Raw genomic sequence first — 20,205 nt, forward strand, 5'->3', positions numbered from 1 at the left:
ATGACTTAAGAAGTCTCATCTAAGATTACAAAATATGTTGGAAATGGTGGAAGCTGGCTTGCATGGCATTCTGGCTTAGCTTCCTTCCCAGTTGAGGGTGCTTATATAAAAATGTTAAAAGGATATTTTTTGTATCATCCTGAAAAGCTTCACCTTGTTCATTACAAAGCTTTTGCAAATAACTCCGTCCTTCCTAGCACTACTTCATTTGAAATAGTAGATGAGCATTATTTTGTTCATTGTGATAGTGAGAATACTAATGTATTCCTATACTCTGAATCTATTGATGGACAATCAGCAGCGGGATGGTCCCACAGTTTTGGCGAGGGTAAGGTATGTTGTTTAACGCCTGCCCATAATAAAGAAGGATTGTTGAACGAGGAATTTTTAGAAATCTTAAGAAACTGTGTAAATTGGCTTATTTTAAGATAGAAAGAAATAAGGGAATAAGGCATGTCAAAATCGAGAATTCAATATAAATATCCCACCTTCAATATTACAAGGTGGGATATTTATGTTAAAACAGGTAAATGAAAAAGATGGATGTTAACGTTAACATTCTTTATTTACAATATTATTCAGATTTGTTAGACTGAAATTATAGGATTTTGTTAACGTTAACATTTTACATTAGGATGGTGCAAAATGGAAAAATTTATGGATGAAAACTTCTTATTAAAAAATAAAACCGCTATCTCTTTATTCCATGATTACGCAAAAGACATGCCAATTATTGATTACCATTGCCATTTAAGTCCGAAGGAAATCTATGAAAATAAGAAATTTAAAAATATTACGGAGGCCTGGTTGTATGGTGATCATTATAAATGGAGAGCAATGAGAGCCAACGGAATTTCAGAAGAATATATAACCGGGAATGCCAGTGACTATGAAAAGTTCCTTGCATGGGCTAGGACCATACCTATGACAATTGGAAATCCATTATACAATTGGACTCATTTAGAATTACAGCGGTTCTTCGGTATCCATGATTTATTAAATGAACAAAGTGCACCAGTAATTTGGGAAAAAGTAAATGCCAAACTTAACGAAGAGGGATTTAGTGTAAGGAATTTGATTGAAAAGTCAAAAGTCAAGGTTGTTTGTACTACAGATGATCCTGTAGACAGCCTTGAATACCACCTAAAGTTAAGAGAAGAAAATTCATATTCAGTTAGTGTTGTACCAGGTTTCAGACCTGACAAAGGGTTAGAAATAAACCGTGAAGGATTTATGGATTGGGTCGCTAAGCTTGAGGAATCTGCTGAAATAGATATTGAGACTTATGAGGACTTCCTTGCTGCACTTGAAGCTCGTGTGCAATTTTTCCATTCTGCTGGAGGCAGGGTATCGGATCATGCTTTAGATTCTATGGTATATGAAGAAACAACCTTTGAAGAGGTGAATGAGATTTTTGCAAAGAGATTATCGAGCAACAGTATTTCTCTGCAAGAAGAAAAGAAGTTCAAAACGTTCACGTTAATCTATCTTGGCAAGCTTTATGCAGAGCTGGACTGGGCGATGCAGTTCCATATCAATGCTCACCGTAACAATAATAATAGGATGTTTAAGATTCTTGGTCCTGACACCGGTTATGATTCCATTAACGACGACCAGATTGCAAAGCCGTTAGTAAAAATACTGGACTCCTTAGAGCAGGAAAACAAGCTTCCGAAAACCATTATTTATTCCTTGAATCCAGGCGATAATGTGGTAATAGCAAGTATCATTAATAGCTTCCAAGACGGGAGGACTCCAGGGAAAATTCAATTTGGTACAGCATGGTGGTTCAACGATACAAAAGAGGGCATGCTCGAGCAGATGAAGGCATTATCCACCGTTGGTCTTTTCAGCCGTTTCATCGGAATGCTGACCGACTCAAGGAGTTTTCTTTCTTATACAAGACATGAATATTTCCGGAGACTGGTTTGTAATTTAATTGGAGAATGGGTTGAAAACGGTGAGGTTCCAAATGATTTGGAGTTACTCGGAAATATTGTTCAGGGAATATCCTATAACAATGCCAAAAATTATTTTGATTTTCAGGAAGCAGCCATAGTCGAACATATTTCTAATAATTAATAGATGAAAGCTGGCGGGGCAGGGCTGATAAGGTATAATGAATGAAAATAGTTAATGCAAAAGGTAGGTCAAGACAATGGTTACAATAAAAGATATTGCAAAATTGGCCAATGTATCTCATACAACCGTATCAAGGGCACTAAATAACAGCCCTCTTATAAAAGAGCCAACTAGAAGGAAAATCCTTGAAATTGCCTCCCAGCTAAATTATACGCCTAATTACAATGCAAAAAGCCTGGTCATGCAAAAGTCGCATACAATTGGATTATTTTTAACAAGCATTAGCAATGGTACATCTGCAAGCTTTCTTGCAGATACAATAAAAGGTGTAAACAGTGTCATTAGCCAGGAATATAACTTGTTTATCCGTGGTATTGATGATTATCAGGATTATTCGAGTATTAATTCACAAAGATTTGATGGGATTATTTTAATGAGCCAAAGTGTACGCGATCATTCTTTTATCTATCATGTACTCCAAAAGAAAATTCCCCTCGTCGTGCTTAACAGAGAAATTGAAGAGGATTACATTATCAACATTCTTTCTAACGATACAGAGGGTTCAAGACAAGCTGTGCAGTATTTAATAGATTGCGGTCATACAGACATCGCAGTCATTGAAGGAATTCCAACATTTAAATCTACGCAAATGCGTAAGGACGGTTATCTTACTGCGCTGATTGATAATGACATTTCAATTCAACCGGATTATTCCGTGAACGGAAATTATGATATGGAAAGCGGTTATCAAGGAATGGAAAAATTACTATCCTTGAAAAAGCCTCCGACAGCCGTTTTTTGTTCTAATGACGACATGGCCATTGGTGCAATGAATGCCGTGTTTGCTAGTGGGTTGAATGTCCCAAATGACATTTCTATTGTCGGATTTGATGATATTGGTTTCGCCCAATATACAACACCAAAGCTAACAACGGTAAAACGGCCGGTTGAAAAAATCAGTATACTTGGTGCGGAGAAACTCCTTTCACTTGTAGCAGGACAAGTGGAAAAAGACGAAAAGGTTTTTGCCAATACAGAATTAATCATAAGAGATTCTGTTAAGAAGAGGGGTTAGTATTTACCTTTCTTTATGAACAAAAATGTTAACGTGTGCATTTTAGAAAGGGGAAAAGATTGGTGCAAAGACTAAATAATAAAATTTATCAGGAATATACTACCTATCCAGAGAAGGTGCTCCAGTTTGGGGAAGGAAATTTTTTAAGAGGGTTTATTGACTGGCAAATCCAAGTTCTTAACGAGAAGACAGATTTCAATGGAAGTGTAGTGGTTGTCCAGCCACGAGGCAATAACAAGATTGAAAGGCTAAATAAGCAGGATGGATTGTTTACCCTTTACTTACAGGGCATAAAAGAAGGTCATTTGGTAAATCAGCATCAGGTAATCGAGTCAATCAGCAGGGGTATTAATCTATTTACGGATTATCCGGAATATATCAACCTTGCAGGTACAGAAGATCTCCGATTAATCGTTTCTAATACGACAGAAGCAGGAATTGTGTTTGACCCCACAGACCAGTTGGAGGATCGACCGCAAAAAAGTTTTCCAGGGAAGCTGACTGCGTTCCTCTATCACCGTTTTATGGCGTTTGCAGGTGATGGAAGTCGCGGCTGCATTATCATTCCTTGTGAACTAATTGAAAGAAACGGGGAAAAACTTAGGGAAATCGTATTGCAATATGCAAGTAACTGGAACCTTGGTGATGATTTTAATAAATGGGTAGAGAACGCTAATACCTTTTGTTCAAGCCTTGTAGACCGTATAGTTCCGGGATTTCCATCCGATTCCTATAAAGAAAAAATTGAACAACTTGGATATGAGGATGAATTGATGGTGGTAGGGGAGCAGTATCACCTTTGGGTCATTGAGGGACCGGAATGGATAAAAAATGAGTTAAAAGTTGAAGGAACCGGGCTAAACACGCTGATTGTCGATGATTTAACTCCCTTCAGGGTACGGAAAGTCAGGATTTTAAATGGTGCGCATACAGCGATGACTCCGGTTGCTTACTTATCCGGTTTAAGTACGGTGGAAGAAAGTGTAAATAATGAAGAAATCGGCCGGTTTATAAGAGAAATGATTGAAGAGGAAATAATCCCAACATTAGAGGGTCCGAAAACAGAGCTAAGCAGCTATGCAGATGATGTGATTAGCCGTTTTGCTAATCCATATATCAAGCATTATTTAATGAGCATCGCACTAAACTCAATTTCTAAATTTCAAACAAGAAACCTGCCCGCCTTATTGGATTATGTTGAAAAAAATAACAACCTGCCAAAACGAATGGTTTTTTCATTAAGCAGTCTGCTTTATTTTTATCGAGGAAAAAGAGGAAATGACGTAATAGAACTTCAGGATGATCCGGTAAATGTGCAATTCTTTAAAACTCACTGGGAAAAATTTAAACAACATGAACTTACAATGAAAGAACTCGTGCATATAATTCTGGCGGAGAAAAGGTTATGGGGGATGGATTTGACCTCGATTCCAAATCTAGATAGTACCGTCTGTACAAACCTCCTTTCTATCTATGAAATGGGAGTTAAGGAAGCTCTTAAAGAATTGTTTGAAACATCTATTTAGTAGGAGGCCGTTATAATGAAGGATTTTCTTCAAATTACTGAAAACGATAATATTATTCTAGCACTAAGAAACTTTAAGAAAAGTGAAACCATTTATCTTAATGGCAAGAATATACAAATAAAAGAAGACATCAGCCGTGGCCATAAAGTAGCAGTAAAAGATATTTATGAAAATGAGGATATTATTAAATACGGCTATCCAATCGGCCATGCACTGGGTCTGATTGCACCTGGTGAACATGTTCATACCCATAACACAAAAACGAATTTATCTGGAACACAGGAATACCAATACGTGTTTAAAGAATCTCAGAATCTATTTAAAAATGAAAATCGTACATTCCAGGGATACCGTCGGGAAGATGGGAATGTCGGAATTCGGAATGAATTATGGATTGTGCCTACTGTAGGCTGTGTGAACGGAATTGCCGAGAAAATTATCAAGCGGTTTGAGCGTCATGTTGGAGACATTAGCCCGTTTGACAATGTCCTTGTCTTAAAGCATAACTATGGATGTTCGCAGCTAGGAGATGACCATGAAAACACAAAACAAATACTAATCAATGCAGTAAAACATCCTAATGCTGGCGGTGTGCTTGTATTAGGTCTTGGCTGTGAGAATAATGAGCTGCCAGAGTTTAAAAAAGCGTTGGGTGAAGTGAATGAGGAGAGAGTGAAATTTCTGATCTCCCAAAATGTAACCGATGAAATCGAGGAAGGTTTTAAACTGGTAATGGAAATCTATGAAAATGCCAAAAATGACAAAAGGGAGTCCGTTTCTCTTTCAGAATTGAAAATTGGCTTAAAGTGCGGTGGATCCGATGGATTTTCCGGCATTACTGCCAATCCACTTCTTGGTAGATTCTCTGATTATTTAATTGCACAAGGAGGAACAACCGTCCTCACTGAAGTCCCGGAAATGTTTGGAGCCGAAACGATATTAATGGAACGTGCTGCAGATGAAAAGGTTTTTGAAAAGATTGTGGATCTAATTAATGACTTTAAGGAATATTTTTTGCGTCATAATCAACCTGTTTATGAAAACCCTTCCCCAGGGAACAAATCTGGAGGCATTACGACATTAGAAGACAAATCCCTTGGATGCACACAGAAAGCGGGAACGAGCACCATTGTTGATGTTTTAAAATATAGCGATACACTTAAAACAAAAGGGTTAAATCTCTTAAGTGCCCCAGGTAATGACCTTATTGCTTCCACTGCGCTTGCGGCCGCCGGCTGTCAGATGGTTTTGTTTACGACAGGTCGGGGGACCCCGTTCGGAACCTTTGTTCCAACGATGAAGGTTTCAACTAACACACAAATCTATGAAACAAAACCACACTGGATCGACTTTAATGCAGGAACATTATTGGATGATGGAGTACTGCCAGAACAAGTGTTGAATGACTTTGTGGATTATATTGTTCAGGTTGCAAGCGGGGAATTTGTCAATAATGAGAAAAATGACTTTAGAGAGATTTCAATTTTTAAGAGTGGAGTTACCTTATAGTCAGAGACTTAATAAATCCCTTTTGAGTAGACAATCATACAGTCTTTCAAAAGGGTTTTTTTGGTTTATAAAGCGCAAATCAACAGAAAAAAAAGATGCCAGGCTGGATTTCCTAGCATCCAATTTTGACTTATTAATCCCTTTGCTAGGCTACTACATTTGTAATTGCTTCAATTCATAAAATTTACCTCTATTAGACATTAGTTCATCGTAGGTACCAAATTCTACACATCGTCCATTTTCAATCACTGCTATTTTATCTGCATTACGAATAGTCGAAAGACGGTGGGCTACGATAAATGTAGTCCGGCCGTGACATAAAATATTCAAAGCTTCCTGAATTCTTTTCTCAGAATGGCTATCTAATGCAGACGTGGCTTCATCTAAAATAATGACCTTTGGCTTCCGAATTAAGGCTCTTGCAATCGATACCCGTTGCCTTTGACCGCCTGAAAGCTTATCCCCATGTTCACCAATCCTCGTGTTCAACCCTTCAGGAAGCTTCTGAATGACATCCCAGAGGTTTGCAGCAAGGAGGACTCTTTCTAGCTCTTCTTCTGTAACAGATGGCATACCATACGTTATATTTTGAAGTATGGTTCCAGAGAATAGAATAGTTGATTGTGGGACTACTGCTAAATGCTGTCGAAAAGATCTTATATCAATGGAGGACATATCATGTCCGTCTAAAAGGATTTTTCCCTCAGTAGGTTGAATAAATCCAATGAGTAAATTTAAGATGGTTGATTTACCCGAACCAGATTCTCCGACAAAAGCGACCGTTTCTCCTTGTTTAACCTCTAAGTTAATATCTTGGAGAATCGTTTGATCGCTTTTAGGATACTGATAACAAATCTGTTGTAAGGAAAAATTTCCATCTACTTGTTTAATTTTTGGTTTATTTTCATGATTTTCTACTTCACCAGCAGTTAATATTTCGCCAATGGAGTTTACTGATTCTAATCCCTTAGCGATAGTGGGTATTAATGTTATTATACTAGAAACAGAATTTACTACTGTTGTAAAGTAAGTTTGATACATCACCACTTCTCCTGGAGTAATGGAACCACGTAATGCCAAAATACCAGTGAAAACTAAACAAATAATTTGAAAAAGTTGAAAACTAGCCCAACTAACAGAACCAAATATAGATTGAATGATGTCTAAATGTAACCCTTTTGATAATATTTGTTGGAATCGGTGATTTAAGCGGCGTACCTCTTGATTCTCTAACGCATGTGCACGTGCAATGGGTACTAATTCTATCATTTCAATAACACGCGCAGAGGTTTCTTCCATTTCTTGACGAAATTCAGAATTTGAAGTTTTGATTTTTTTACGGAAGACAACAATGATAAGAGCTGATATCGGTACAGTTAAGATGAAAAATAGAAATACAGTAGGACTGTTATATAACGTAATGGCTAAGGCCACTAATAGATTGACAATAATATTTAAACTACTGACAAACACTTGTGAGGAAAGGGTCTGGACAGCTTCAACGTCCCGCATAATTTTAGATTGAAGCCTTCCAGACTGCATCTCCTTTTGATAGGGAATTGAAAGTTCTTGCAGCTTTTTAATAAGTGAGGCACGCAAACCCGATTCCACGCTGCGAATCGCATAACTATGCAGTTTAGTATGATAATAATTTGTTACAATGTTTTGCAGTACTAATATAAACATAATGATCGCATTAAGATATATGGTTTGAATACCACCACCTTTCTGGATAGTAGCGGCATTGATCACATTCGCAATTGCGATCGGCATTACCCAAGCGGGGATATGTTTGATGATAAAGAAAACTGCTGAATAAAATATTCTTAAGTAGTTTCCTTTATATAATCCTACTAGTACCTTAAAGGAATTTTTCTGATTTTTGTTATAGATTTGCTGTACAAATGACTCTTCCATTGTTTTCAACTCCCTTTAAAGGTTGAAAAAAAACTGTGTTTCGCTATTTTAGTAGGTTTTTTAGAGGTAATTCACTTTGTTTAATTGCCTTGATAATCAATTGAGCCACTGCTTTCGCGCCCTCTTCATTGAAGTGGGTGTTGTCGGTAATTCCTTCAGGATAGTTTTCGGATTGGCCTGGAGCTACATGCAAATAGTATTTCTTTGATTCCTCATTACCGATTTTCCCCATAAACTCATTTGTGATCTTATGTATGTCTAAAACAGGTACTTGGTATTTTTCAGCAAATTGAATCATGGCTTGAGGAAAATCTCCAACTGACACGATATCAATTGTGTCATCTTCAAATTTTCGGCGAGTGACTGAAGTTAATAATAGTGGAAAGGCATTTTTTTGATAAGCCGCCTGAATGAATTGAAAGAGATTATCTTGGTAATCTCCATAAGGGTGCGTTCCGCGTTCAGGATCTTCTAGTTTTTGATCATTGTGACCAAATTGGATGATGAGGTAATCTCCGGGTTGAATGCTTTTCTCAATAGCAGCTAAATGACCCTCGTTTATAAATGATTTTGTGCTTCGGCCGTTAATGGCACGATTTTCAATCTTTACATTCTCTTTAAAGTACGATTGAAATGCTTCCCCCCAGCCTGTTTCTGGACGTTTTTCTGGTAGTTTTATAGCAGCCGTAGAATCTCCTGCTATATAAATGGTTATTTGATTTTCCATCCGTAATTGCTCCCGTTTTTTAAATTTTCTTATTAATACTTGATAAAAGCATATGTACACGTTAACATTTTTATGTTAAAACAAAAGTAGAGCCCATTTACCTTAATATTGGTTTCTGAAATGAGGATATGATTAAATTGTGCGAATAAATGTTAACGTTAACATTTTACAATTTACTGGTTTTAGTGTCAATGCATATAACTTACATAGATAAAATGCTAGGTTACATAGTCTTGTAAATATGGTAATGTAGTTTATTATAACGTAAGCGTTATCAAATTTTTGAAAATTGCATTTTTTGAGATATAGTGAATAACAGTTCACCGAAGGGGTGATTTTTTGAAAAAAGCAAGAGTATTTTACAAACTATTTATCCCGTTTTTCTTATTGGGAATAGGACTTGTTGTGGGGTTCAGCATATTTATCTATAATTCCACGTATCATTCCGTTGAGGAAAGCTTCTTGAAGGATAAGAAAAATTATACAAAACAAATTCTTCACAATGTTGAACAAAAAGTAAGAACCATCGAGTATGGATATACTGGTTACAGCGCGACTTCCAATTTTGAAGAAATCTTTAAGAATCCTTTGACAGGAAAAGATTTTGATATTTACCGGGATATCAAAAAAGAGATGAGTTACATAGAAATGATGGGGATAGAAGGTAGTAATCATAGTTTAGTAAGCTTGGAACAGAACTGGGGAATCATTAACGGTTCTTTGAGAATGCTAACAACGGAAGAAGTTACTGAATACAAAAATACATATATTAACAATGATACCAATAGTCTTTTTTGGAAACCAATAGAATCTGGAATTGAAATGGTTATGACTTTACCGATGTATAAGAGGGAAAAGTTCGCTTTAGGAATATCGTATATTCCTAGGAGAAGTATTGATCAGATTATAGGTGACCAAAACAATATAGTAGAAATTTATAATAAAAAAGATCAATTACTCTATTCTAGCAGGATGAAGGATAGTGATGTAAAAAAAGGTAGCTTTCAAGATTTTAAAGCAGTCTCTAAGGAAAGCGGTCAAAATGCTAATGTATTAGAAACAGAAGATGGAAAGAAATATGTCTATATGCAATCTGATTATAATCGGTGGCTTTATTTAGTGGAAATAGATGAAAATGAGATTGGCAGTATTATTCAGAATACGAGAGTGGGCCTTTTCATTGTCTCCGCACTTTTAATTTTTTTGGTGGGTATTATTTCATATTTGCTGGCCGTATCATTCACACGACCAATTAAGAAAATACAGGAAAAACTGGACATTCAGGGAGTACATAAAAAGCAAAATGAACTTTCCTTTTTGGCTGATTCTATCGATAAAATAGTTGGACAAAATGAGTTGTTAACAGCCAGTCTTTCTATTCAAAAACCTCAATTGGAGACCTTATTTGTTTTAAGCTTATTTAGGAAGCGAATCTCTGAAAATGATGTGATGAATCGTTTAGAGCAATTTGGCTACCATTTTGAAGAGGATAATGTGTTTTATACAGGATTGATTCAAATTGACAACTTGGATCATCAACAGGTTGGAGATAAGAATCTTTTATTATTGGCTATTAATAATATAGTAGGAGAAATTGTCTCTAAGGATGAACGCCTTAATCCAATCGTTTTAAATGATGAAATGCAAGCAACGATTTTTATCCTGGATAAAAGCGACGAAGAACCTGAGCGTCGGATCATGAAGTACTATGAAGAAATCCAAGCAGCTGTGAAAAAATCGCTGAATATCATCATTAGTGTTGGTATTAGCCCGATTTATGAATCGTTAATCGATAGTAAAAAAGCGGTAGATTTAGCGAAGGAATCGCTTCATTACCGAGTAAATGTTGGACCGGAGTCAATTATTTTCTATAATGATATCTCTTCGATGTTAAATGATGCGTCCATTTCAAAATTCCCTGTCGAGCTACTTAATGAGTTATTGAATACGATTCGTTCTGGTCATGAGGAAGATGTCATGAACATGGTTGATTTGCTTGTTGAAGAAATCTTTCGTTTAAATAAAAATCCCATTAGCTTAGGCGTTACCTTAATTCGAGTAATAAATGAGCTCGTGCAATTAGGACAACTATTAGGTGCTGAATCAAAAATCTTTGAAAATATAAAGAAATTGTATCAAGCTGCCATGAATGCCTATTATCCAGAAAAGATTAAGGAAATGTTAATTAACGATTTAATTAAACCTGTCATTATTAGTACTCACGATAAAACAGAAAGAGGATTTAAATCCTTATCTGAAAAAATCGTATACATTGTACAAACGGAATTTGATCAGGAAATTTCCCTGGATATTATTGCAGATCGATTGCATTACAATCCAAACTATTTAAGCAATGTATTTAAGAAAGAATATGGAGAGAATTTTGTAGACTATCTAATGAATTATCGTCTACAAATGGCACAAACCTTGTTAAAGGATACCGATTTAGCCATTAAAGAAATTGCTGAACGCTTGCAATATCGGAATTCTCAAAACTTTATTCGTTTCTTCAAGAAGAAATTGGGAATGACCCCAGGAGATTATCGTAAAGAGTATATGCATTAGAATGTTTTTTCATCAAAAAAAAGCTTCTATGAGAAGCTTTTTTTTGATGAAATCTATATTATCCTTTTACAGATCCAACTAATGCACCTTTGACGAAGTATTTTTGAACGAATGGGTATGCAATTAACATTGGAACAGTGGCGATTACGATGACAGCCATTTTAATCGTTTGTGCAGGCGGTACAACATCTACTGAGGACCCTTCAGCCTGCATACCACTAGATACGATGACAATTTGACGTAATAATACTTGTATCGGCCACTTGGTAGAATCATTAATGTAAAGAATAGCTGTCATATACGTATTCCAATAGGTGACTGCATAGAACAAAGATATAGTAGCTATTGATGGTAATGCCAGTGGCAGCATGATTTTAACGAAGACACCAAAATCTGTGCAGCCATCCATTTTTGCCGATTCTTCTAAACTATCTGGTAGGGCTTGAAAAAAGTTCCTCATAATAATTAAGTTGAAAGCGTTTATTGCGACTGGCAATATTAATGACCAATAAGAATCAATTAAACCAACTGATTTAACAACTAAGAATGTAGGAATCATTCCACCGCTGAAAAGCATGGAGAACACAACGATAAAATTAATGGAATTTCTCCCAATTAGATATTTTCGAGATAAGCCATATGCCATTAATGCTGTGAGAACCATACTAACTAAAGTACCTATACCAGTTACTCCAATGGAAACCGCTAATGACTTAAAGAGGGTAGGCGTTGATAAAATATAGCGATAGGCATCCAGAGAAAAAGTACGTGGAAATAAGATAAACTTTCTTGCCACCACTTCCTGAGTGGATGCAAATGAACTTGCGATCACATTGACAAATGGAAGAAAACAAATAAGGGCAATCAGGATTAGAATGGTTCCATTAATAATGGGAAAGACTAGACCTCCTTTGGTTTTTTTATTCTTTTTCGTTTTCTTCATATAAATCCTCCTCGCTTCCAAAATATTAATCTATTTTTCTTTTAGTAAGATAAACCAACCTTATCATCACATCCAAATTCCGTATATAATCAATATCCCACTATTGAATTAACAGTAAAGATAACGCTTTCGTGACGAAAAATTTGCACTATAAAGTGATAATCACAACTAGTTAAAAATTATCATTATGGTTGATACCATGTTTAAAAACACTGATACCAAAGGGTTTTGTAAGCGTAATCATAAAATGATTATGTACGTAATTTTTCATTTTCAGTATGCTTAGAGCAAGAAAGGAAAGCAAAATGATAAGAGGAGGAAAGAAATGGAAGGTGCTGTGAATCAAAATAATCAACCCTTGCCCATCTTGACTGCAAGGCAGCAAAAAATCAAAAAAAGACAAAAAATCTTAGCGGGATTAAAAACGAATAAAATCTTATATCTTATGATTTTTCCAGGAGTACTTTATTTCCTTATATTTAAGTACTTACCGATGGCTGGTCTCATTATTGCGTTTCAAGACTATCAGCCATTCTTAGGGATCTTAGGAAGTCCATGGGTCGGTCTCAAACATTTTATTCGTTTATTTACGGAACCTACTTTCTTTATGTTATTAAAGAATACATTAATTTTGTTTGCCTTAAATCTTGTCATCTTTTTTCCATTACCGATCATCGTGGCTCTCATGCTGAATGAAGTGAAGAACAGATATTTTAAAGCAGGAATTCAAACCCTGATTTATATTCCTCACTTTATGTCTTGGGTTATTATTGTTTCCATCTCTTTTATCTTTCTGAATGTGGATGGCGGTATTATTAATGAATTTTTAGCATTAATAGGATTGGAGAAAATCAGCTTCTTAACTGCACCTGATTGGACAAGGACCGTTTACATCGCACAAATTATCTGGAAAGAATTAGGCTGGTCAACGATTATTTATTTAGCTGCGATTACCGCAGTGGATACTCAATTATATGAAGCAGCTGAAATGGATGGTGCTGGGCGTCTTCGAAAAACTTGGCATGTTACATTGCCTGCAATTCGTCCTATCATTATCACACTATTAATCTTGAAAATTGGAAGCACACTTGATCTAGGTTTTGAACATATGTATCTTTTACTTAACTCATTAAACCGTAGTGTTGCAGAAATTTTCGACACCTATATTTATACAGCAGGTTTAAAGAATGGTCAGTTAAGTTTCAGTACTGCTGTTGGGTTATTTAAAGGTCTTGTTGGATTGGTATTAGTCATTCTTGCGAATAAACTAGCGAAGAAATTTGGAGAAGATGGCGTGTATTAGAGAAAGCTGGAGGGGATATCTTGCTGAAATCAGTGGAAAGGTTAAATCACGTTTTAACGATCATCCTTAACTTGGTATATGTGAATTTTTTATGGATACTCTTTACCATTTTTGGATTAGGTATATTCGGTATCGGCCCCTCCACCTATGCCTTAGTTAGTATTTGCAGGCAATGGGTTCGCGGCAACCAAAGCATGCCGGTTTTTAAAACCTTCTGGAAATATTACAAAGAGAGTTTCAAAGAATCTGTCATCATCAGTTGGATATATCTTATAGGTGGCATAGTTTTAATCGTTGATTTAATGCATGTAGCCAATTGGTATGTTAGGGTAGCTTTATTTGTGATCAGTTTTATCTATTTATTATCACTAGTTTATATCTTTCCGATTATGGCTCATTATAATTGGAAGGGAATACTCTTTAAAGTGAAGATGTCTCTACTATTTGGTTTTTCCTGTCTACAATATTCACTTGTTTTAATTTTGGTTACCGGTGTAATTTATTGGGCAGCAACTACTTTTTTTCCAGGGGTTTTAACCTTTTTAGGTATTAGTTTCTTATTCTATTTGATTACTTGGACAGGTAATCAAGTGTTTACCAGAATGGAAACGATGGATGCCAAAGAGATAGAAGATAATAGTATTTACCACAGTGCAAAGGAGAATTGGGATGAAAAAACAAATGGTATCAAAGTTAGCGGGTGTTAGTTTAGCAAGTATGCTTCTATTAGCGGGGTGCAACAGTACAGCTTCTAACAACGACAATTCTGCAAAGGACGACAACAAAAACAGTACAACAGAAATTTCTTGGTTAAACATTTTGCATACAGCTTCACCGCCGACCGATACGGTGTTAGACCAAATAGAGAAAAAAACAAATTCAGAAATTAAATTCTCTTGGATCCCAGATGCTTCAAAAGAGGAACGACTTAATACAGCATTAGCTTCGGATTCATTAGCAGATATTGTTACTTTAACCATTTTAGAAAATTCCTCTGTTCGTAATGCCTTGAAATCAGGGATGTTCTGGAATGTAGAAGATTATTTGGATGAGTTTCCTAACTTAAAAGCGATTTCAAAAGACATCCGTACTTCAGCCTCTATCGAAGGTAAGCTCTATGGAATACCGTTCCAAAAAGATTTAGCACGAAATGGTGTCGTTCTTCGTAAAGATTGGTTAGATAAAGTAGGTTTGGCTGTTCCTAAAACAACAGAAGAATTAATGGAAGTAGCGAAAGCGTTTACAGAAAAAGATCCTGATGGTAATGGGAAAAATGATACGACTGGATTTATGGATCGTAGTGATTTAATCTATGGTGCTTTCAAAACTTTAGGTTCATACCATGGTACACCAAATAATTGGCAGGTGGACAGCAAGGGCAACTTTACAGCTGAGTTTGAAACAGATGGCTATATCGAAACGATGGACTACATGAAAGAGTTATATGAAAACGGCTGGATTAACAAAGACTTTGCTGTAACAGCCAAAACAGATCAACAGCAAAACTTCGCTCAAGGTAAGGCAGGTATTTATGTGGGAGCTTTATTTGACGCTAAAAATCTACAAACAATGGCAGCAGGTATCCAAGATAATATGGAAATTGCCTTAGTCAATGATATGACCTCTAATTCTAATTCTGAACGAGCCATTTGGTCTGCGGGGAATGGTATCGGAGGATTATTAGCATTCCCACGTTCTGAAGTAAAGGATGAAGCAGAATTAAAACGTCTTTTGAAATTCGTTAATGATTTACTAGATTCAGATACCTATACGTTGATGACTTACGGAATTGAAGGTACACATTATAAGATTAATGATGAAGGCGCTTATGAAATTATTAATCAGGATTTATGGCAGCAAGAAGTCCAGCCATTTGCCGCTTCACGTCCAAAAGAGGCTGGTTATGGTTTAAAAGATCCTAACCCAATTAAATCATTAGCAGATGATATGATTGCTGAAAACGCAAAATATGCTGTCTTTAACCCTGCTGTTCCTTTAGAATCACCAACTTTCACCACACAAGGTTCGGAATTACAAAAGATTATTACGGATGCTACTTATCAATATATTTTAGGAGAAATCACTCTCGATGATTATAAGGAAGCAGTTAAAAATTGGAATGAGCAAGGCGGCAAAACGATAAAAGAGGAATATAAAGCAGCGTATAAAGCAGCAAAATAATCACCATGGAGGTTTTTCTATTGAATGTTTGTTCAATAGAAAGAACCTCCATTCTATATGCTGGCATGTGTAAGTAATATAAACCGAGATAGGAGAATGATAGATATGAACTGGTCCGTTAAAACAGCAAACTCAATTATGGAAAGACTTCCTCATTTATATGATGACAAAGGATATAAAGGAAAGTGGTCCTATGATTATGGAGTGATATTTAAGGGGTTTGAAAGAGTCTGGCAGCAAACGGGTGAACCGAAATATTTTAACTATATAAAGGAAAACATGGATTATTTTATTCAAGAAGATGGGTCAATAAAAGGGTATCAACTGGATGAATATAATATCGATCATATTAATAATGGAAAAATGTTATTTGTCCTTTACAAAGAAACCGGAGAGGAAAAGTATAAAAAGGCTGCTGAATTATTACGCAGTCAGCTCGAAACACACCCTAGAACATCCGAAGGTGCATTTTGGCATAAACAAATTTATCCTTATCAAATTTGGCTGGATGGTTTATACATGGGTTCACCTTTTTATGCGGAGTATCAAACAACCTTTGCTAATGGAGAAGGTTTAGAGGATATCATTCGTCAGTTTAAACTTAGTTATCAGCATTTAATAGATGAAAAGACAGGGCTTTTATATCATGCATGGGATGAGAAAAAAATTCAGCCATGGGCCAATAAAGAAACGGGTTTGTCAGAGAACTTTTGGGGACGTTCTATGGGCTGGTATTTATTGGCTTTAGTAGATACATTAGAAATCCTTCCTAAAGATACACCCGATCGAGACTTTCTTGTACAGATACTCGAGAAAACATTAAAGGCACTAGTAAACTACCAGGATGAAGCAAGTGGTGTCTGGTATCAAGTTACAGATAAGGGACATGAAAAAGGGAATTACTTAGAAGCTTCGTGCAGCAGTATGTTTGTATGTGCAATAGCAAAAGGGATTCGCTTGGGAGTTCTTGATCGACAAGAATGGGAAACACAGGTAAAGAAATCGCATCAAGGATTATTGGATGAATTTGTCTTGCTCACGAAAGAGAGCTGGGTGAATTTAAATAAGAATTGTCAGGTTGCTGGACTGGGCGGACATGATCAACGTGATGGTACCTATACGTATTACATTAGTGAACCAATTATTTGTAATGACCAAAAAGGGGTAGGTGCGTTTTTACAAGCTTTAGCTGAATTTGAAGAAGTCATGAATGAGGAGTAAGAATATGACAATTTACAATATTACCGATTTTGGTGCATTAGCCGATGGTAGCTTATGCACCAGAAATATCCAGAAGGCCATTGATAAAGCTTATATAAATGGTGGCGGACAAATCGTGATCCCTTCAGGTGTATTTTTATCAGGTGCTTTATTTTTAAAAGATAATATTGAATTGCATTTGTCTGCAGGGGCTACTTTGAAATTTTCGGATCAACAAGAGGACTATCCAGTGGTTGTTTCACGCTGGGAAGGAGTTGTACGAGAGGTATATGCGTCTTGCTTATTTGCAGAAGACACAAAAAATATTTCTATTACCGGTTTTGGCACGATTGATGGCAATGGGATGACTTGGTGGCATATATTTCGAAATGAACGAGAAAAACTAGCTTACCCGCGGCCAAAATTGATTAGTTTTGATGGATGTGAGCGGATTACCATACGAGATGTGACCTTAATCAACTCACCAAGCTGGACCGTGAATCCGATCCGTTGTCACGATGTAACCATAGACAATGTTTCTATTGTCAATCCATCAGACTCACCTAATACGGATGGAATTGATCCGGAATCATGTAAAAACGTAAGAATTAGCAACTGCCACATCGATGTAGGAGATGACTGCATCGCGATTAAAGCTGGTACGGAAGATACTTCTGAAAGAGTACCTTGTGAGAACATTACTATTACGAACTGTACAATGGTTCACGGCCATGGGGCAGTGGTATTTGGCAGTGAAATGAGTGGGGACATCCGAAATGTGACGATTAGTAACTGTACCTTCCAGGATACCGATAGGGGAATTCGTTTTAAATCACGACGAGGACGCGGAGGGGTCGTTGCGGATATTCGAATTGACAATATTGTCATGGAACGGGTAATGTGTCCATTTATTTTGAACTTGTACTACTTCTGCGGACCAAAAGGTAAAGATAAATATGTCTGGGACAAAAATCCATACCCTATAACAAAAGAGACTCCAACCTTTAAACGAATACACTTCTCTAATATTACGGCTCGAAATGTCCATGCATCAGCTGGGTTTATTTATGGCTTAGCTGAGCAATATGTGTCTGAAATTACATTTAATAACATTGATATTTCAATGGCAGAAAATGCGATTCCTGGGAAACCAGCCATGATGGCAGGAATAGAAGATATGAACAATCGGGGTTTTTATGTAGGTTTTGCTAAAGACATCCTATTTAACCGAGTAACCATTGAGAATCATGAAGGTCCAGCATTCCATGTCGAATATAGTGAGGATGTAGAGATTACCCACTGCAAGTCTAAAAATACAAAAGCTGAAGAAGTACTTCTTAAGGAAGTAGGGGTAGTGTGATTGAGAAAAGGCGAAAACATCTAATCGATTTGTTAGGAGAACGTTCAAAATCGGAAGAGATATCTGCCAAATTAATAAATGTAGAAACAAGGCAGGGGTTTGTTTTAGAAAGTTTAATGTTGCATTTAAATAACATCGAAACCGTCCCTGCTTATTTTGCTAAACCATTAAATGCTGTTGAACCTTTGCCAACCGTTATCTTTAATCATTCTCATGGCGGCAATTTTGATCAAGGGAAGGAAGAACTCTTAATCAGCAGCTCCTATTTACAAACCCCATCCTTCGTTGAAACGATAATTGAACTTGGGTTTGCAGTTTGTTCGATTGATATGTGGGGCTTTAATCAACGAAAAGGGAAACAGGAAAGTGAATTGGTAAAGGAAATGCTGTTAGATGGTCAAACGCTGTGGGGGATGCGGATATTCGATAACATGGCCTTGTTAGATTATCTAGAAACCCGATCAGATGTAGATTCTGCCAGATTAGCAACAATCGGAATGTCTATGGGTGGTTTAATGAGTTGGTGGTTAGCTGCAATAGATGAGCGTATAAAAGTCACAGTGGACATCGCAGCCCAAGTAGATATCGAGACACTAAAACAGAAACGTGGTTTAGATCATCATGGTTTTTATTATTATGTTCCTGGGTTTCTAAAACATTTTTCTACATTAGCCGTTCAAGAAATGATTGCGCCAAGACCACGCCTCAGTATGATCGGTAAGGATGATCGAATGTGTCCGATTGAAGGAGCAGGATTTTTAAACGAGCGATTGAGAAGTACGTATGTAGAACACGGTTTTTCGCAAAATTGGGAAGGATGCATACTTACAGGTGGACACCAGGAAACAAAGGAAATGAGATCGCTATGGAAAACTTTCTTAAAGAACCATCTGTGAATTTTGTTAAGAGTCTAGTTGTAGGAAGAAATGAAATATGTGATTTTTCTAGTATACAAGAGGCTTTGGATAGTTGTCGAGATGAAGATGGACCTTTAAAAATAACCGTCTTAAGTGGAGAGTATTATGAAAATATTACAGTATATCAATCTAACATTTCATTGATAGGTATAGGCTCTACTAAGTTGATTGGAAATCGATATGCTTTACAAAAAGATGAACATCTACGAGAAATTGGCACCTTTCAGAGTGCAACCCTTTTTATCAATGGAGAAAATATTCGAATAGAAAATCTTGAGATTATTAATGATGCAGGACCAGGAGAAAAGGTGGGTCAGGCGCTTGCCTTATATAATGAAGGAAACAACGTAACATTTATAAACTGTTCCTTCAAAGGGTATCAGGACACCATATGTCTGGGCCCACTGCCAGAAGTGCAAAAAAATGGCCAGCCTTTTTCTACTCCTGAAATAAGAACCATCTATGAAGAAAACAAGAGTCATTTTATTAATTGCTATATAGAAGGAACAGTCGATTTTATTTTTGGTGGTGGGGAAGCAGTGTTCCAAGGCTGTGAAATTAAGTCCTTGAAAAGACCGCTTAACAGAGAAGGTTACATTACTGCTGCCTCCACTTCTAAAAATAAAAAAGGTTTTTATTTCTATCAATGTTTATTAACAGCAGACGCAGATGTTAAAAATGTCTTTTTAGGAAGGCCGTGGCGCCCCTATGCGAAAACTACTTTTGCAAACTGTATGGTAGGTGTTCATATTCATCATGATAGATGGAATGATTGGGGAAACATAGCAAATAGAAAAACGGTAACATATAAAGAAAATAATAATCGATATATCTTTCATAGTGAGATGAAAACAGTAGATTGGATTGATTTCATACAAGTAGATTTATAGGAAAGGAACA

At 36.4% G+C, this 20,205-nt stretch carries 16 protein-coding genes; 13 read left to right on the forward strand and 3 right to left on the reverse strand.

Annotated features, from left to right (window positions below; genetic code table 11):
• Positions 1-24: 24 nt before the first annotated feature.
• The 5 genes from QNH48_RS10970 (at position 25) to QNH48_RS10990 (ending at position 6,192) form a co-directional block, all read left to right on the forward strand.
• Positions 25-432 carry a ThuA domain-containing protein gene (locus QNH48_RS10970; RefSeq protein ID WP_283955743.1) on the forward strand — a complete coding sequence of 136 codons (408 nt, stop codon included), beginning with the start codon at positions 25-27 and terminating at the stop codon, positions 430-432.
• Between the two features lie 213 nt (positions 433-645).
• Complete coding sequence (gene uxaC, locus QNH48_RS10975; RefSeq protein WP_283954918.1) at positions 646-2,082, forward strand: glucuronate isomerase; 1,437 nt, start codon at positions 646-648, stop codon at positions 2,080-2,082.
• 76 nt (positions 2,083-2,158) lie between these two features.
• Complete coding sequence (locus QNH48_RS10980; RefSeq protein ID WP_283954919.1) at positions 2,159-3,157, forward strand: LacI family DNA-binding transcriptional regulator; 999 nt, start codon at positions 2,159-2,161, stop codon at positions 3,155-3,157.
• Between the two features lie 62 nt (positions 3,158-3,219).
• Positions 3,220-4,683: a tagaturonate reductase gene (locus tag QNH48_RS10985; RefSeq protein WP_283954920.1), complete on the forward strand. Its 1,464-nt coding sequence runs from the start codon at positions 3,220-3,222 to the stop codon at positions 4,681-4,683.
• Between the two features lie 15 nt (positions 4,684-4,698).
• The gene (locus tag QNH48_RS10990) at positions 4,699-6,192 is read left to right on the forward strand and encodes a UxaA family hydrolase (protein ID WP_283954921.1); all 1,494 of its coding nucleotides are present in this window, start codon (positions 4,699-4,701) and stop codon (positions 6,190-6,192) included.
• A gap of 153 nt (positions 6,193-6,345) precedes the next feature.
• Here the strand turns inward: QNH48_RS10990 and QNH48_RS10995 are convergent, their stop codons facing one another.
• On the reverse strand, positions 6,346-8,109 hold the full coding sequence (locus tag QNH48_RS10995; RefSeq protein ID WP_283954922.1) for an ABC transporter ATP-binding protein: 1,764 nt from the start codon (positions 8,107-8,109) through the stop codon (positions 6,346-6,348).
• 43 nt (positions 8,110-8,152) lie between these two features.
• Positions 8,153-8,836, reverse strand: coding sequence for a rhamnogalacturonan acetylesterase (locus tag QNH48_RS11000; protein ID WP_283954923.1), 684 nt, complete (start codon positions 8,834-8,836; stop codon positions 8,153-8,155).
• Positions 8,837-9,175: 339 nt separating this feature from the next.
• Between QNH48_RS11000 and QNH48_RS11005 the strand changes: the two genes are divergently transcribed.
• Positions 9,176-11,401, forward strand: coding sequence for a helix-turn-helix transcriptional regulator (locus QNH48_RS11005; protein ID WP_283954924.1), 2,226 nt, complete (start codon positions 9,176-9,178; stop codon positions 11,399-11,401).
• Positions 11,402-11,459: 58 nt separating this feature from the next.
• Here QNH48_RS11005 and QNH48_RS11010 read toward each other — a convergent pair whose 3' ends face one another.
• Entirely contained in the window at positions 11,460-12,344 is an 885-nt protein-coding gene (locus QNH48_RS11010; RefSeq protein WP_283954925.1) for a carbohydrate ABC transporter permease, read from the reverse strand.
• Positions 12,345-12,789: 445 nt separating this feature from the next.
• Between QNH48_RS11010 and QNH48_RS11015 the strand changes: the two genes are divergently transcribed.
• The 7 genes from QNH48_RS11015 to QNH48_RS11045 all read left to right on the forward strand — a co-directional run bounded on the left by QNH48_RS11015 (position 12,790) and on the right by QNH48_RS11045 (position 20,195).
• Positions 12,790-13,647 (forward strand): ABC transporter permease, encoded by an 858-nt coding sequence (locus QNH48_RS11015; protein WP_373558164.1) that lies wholly within the window; start codon positions 12,790-12,792, stop codon positions 13,645-13,647.
• Positions 13,648-13,667: 20 nt separating this feature from the next.
• Positions 13,668-14,354: a YesL family protein gene (locus QNH48_RS11020; RefSeq protein ID WP_283954926.1), complete on the forward strand. Its 687-nt coding sequence runs from the start codon at positions 13,668-13,670 to the stop codon at positions 14,352-14,354.
• A complete protein-coding gene (locus QNH48_RS11025; RefSeq protein WP_283954927.1) occupies positions 14,317-15,828 on the forward strand; it encodes an extracellular solute-binding protein in 1,512 nt (503 codons plus the stop codon). Before QNH48_RS11020 ends, QNH48_RS11025 begins: the two co-directional genes overlap by 38 nt.
• 105 nt (positions 15,829-15,933) lie before the next feature.
• Complete coding sequence (locus tag QNH48_RS11030; RefSeq protein ID WP_481858465.1) at positions 15,934-17,049, forward strand: glycoside hydrolase family 88/105 protein; 1,116 nt, start codon at positions 15,934-15,936, stop codon at positions 17,047-17,049.
• Between the two features lie 4 nt (positions 17,050-17,053).
• Positions 17,054-18,388, forward strand: a complete 1,335-nt coding sequence (locus QNH48_RS11035) for a glycoside hydrolase family 28 protein (protein ID WP_283954929.1) — start codon at positions 17,054-17,056, stop codon at positions 18,386-18,388.
• Positions 18,388-19,284 carry a dienelactone hydrolase family protein gene (locus QNH48_RS11040; protein WP_283955744.1) on the forward strand — a complete coding sequence of 299 codons (897 nt, stop codon included), beginning with the start codon at positions 18,388-18,390 and terminating at the stop codon, positions 19,282-19,284. Before QNH48_RS11035 ends, QNH48_RS11040 begins: the two co-directional genes overlap by 1 nt.
• Entirely contained in the window at positions 19,254-20,195 is a 942-nt protein-coding gene (locus tag QNH48_RS11045) for a pectinesterase family protein (RefSeq protein ID WP_283954930.1), read from the forward strand. Before QNH48_RS11040 ends, QNH48_RS11045 begins: the two co-directional genes overlap by 31 nt.
• Positions 20,196-20,205 lie beyond the last annotated feature (10 nt).

This window comes from Neobacillus sp. YX16, from assembly GCF_030123505.1.
GTDB lineage: Bacteria > Bacillota > Bacilli > Bacillales > Cytobacillaceae > Neobacillus.

Coding starts and splice junctions, on each gene's coding strand:
- uxaC (WP_283954918.1), top strand. CDS start 646: ATGGAAAAATTTATGGATGAAAACTTCTTATTAAAAAATAAAACCGCT.
- QNH48_RS10980 (WP_283954919.1), top strand. CDS start 2,159: ATGGTTACAATAAAAGATATTGCAAAATTGGCCAATGTATCTCATACA.
- QNH48_RS10990 (WP_283954921.1), top strand. CDS start 4,699: ATGAAGGATTTTCTTCAAATTACTGAAAACGATAATATTATTCTAGCA.
- QNH48_RS10995 (WP_283954922.1), bottom strand. CDS start 8,109: ATGGAAGAGTCATTTGTACAGCAAATCTATAACAAAAATCAGAAAAAT.
- QNH48_RS11000 (WP_283954923.1), bottom strand. CDS start 8,836: ATGGAAAATCAAATAACCATTTATATAGCAGGAGATTCTACGGCTGCT.
- QNH48_RS11010 (WP_283954925.1), bottom strand. CDS start 12,344: ATGAAGAAAACGAAAAAGAATAAAAAAACCAAAGGAGGTCTAGTCTTT.
- QNH48_RS11015 (WP_373558164.1), top strand. CDS start 12,790: ATGATTTTTCCAGGAGTACTTTATTTCCTTATATTTAAGTACTTACCG.
- QNH48_RS11025 (WP_283954927.1), top strand. CDS start 14,317: ATGAAAAAACAAATGGTATCAAAGTTAGCGGGTGTTAGTTTAGCAAGT.
- QNH48_RS11030 (WP_481858465.1), top strand. CDS start 15,934: ATGAACTGGTCCGTTAAAACAGCAAACTCAATTATGGAAAGACTTCCT.
- QNH48_RS11035 (WP_283954929.1), top strand. CDS start 17,054: ATGACAATTTACAATATTACCGATTTTGGTGCATTAGCCGATGGTAGC.
- QNH48_RS11045 (WP_283954930.1), top strand. CDS start 19,254: ATGGAAAACTTTCTTAAAGAACCATCTGTGAATTTTGTTAAGAGTCTA.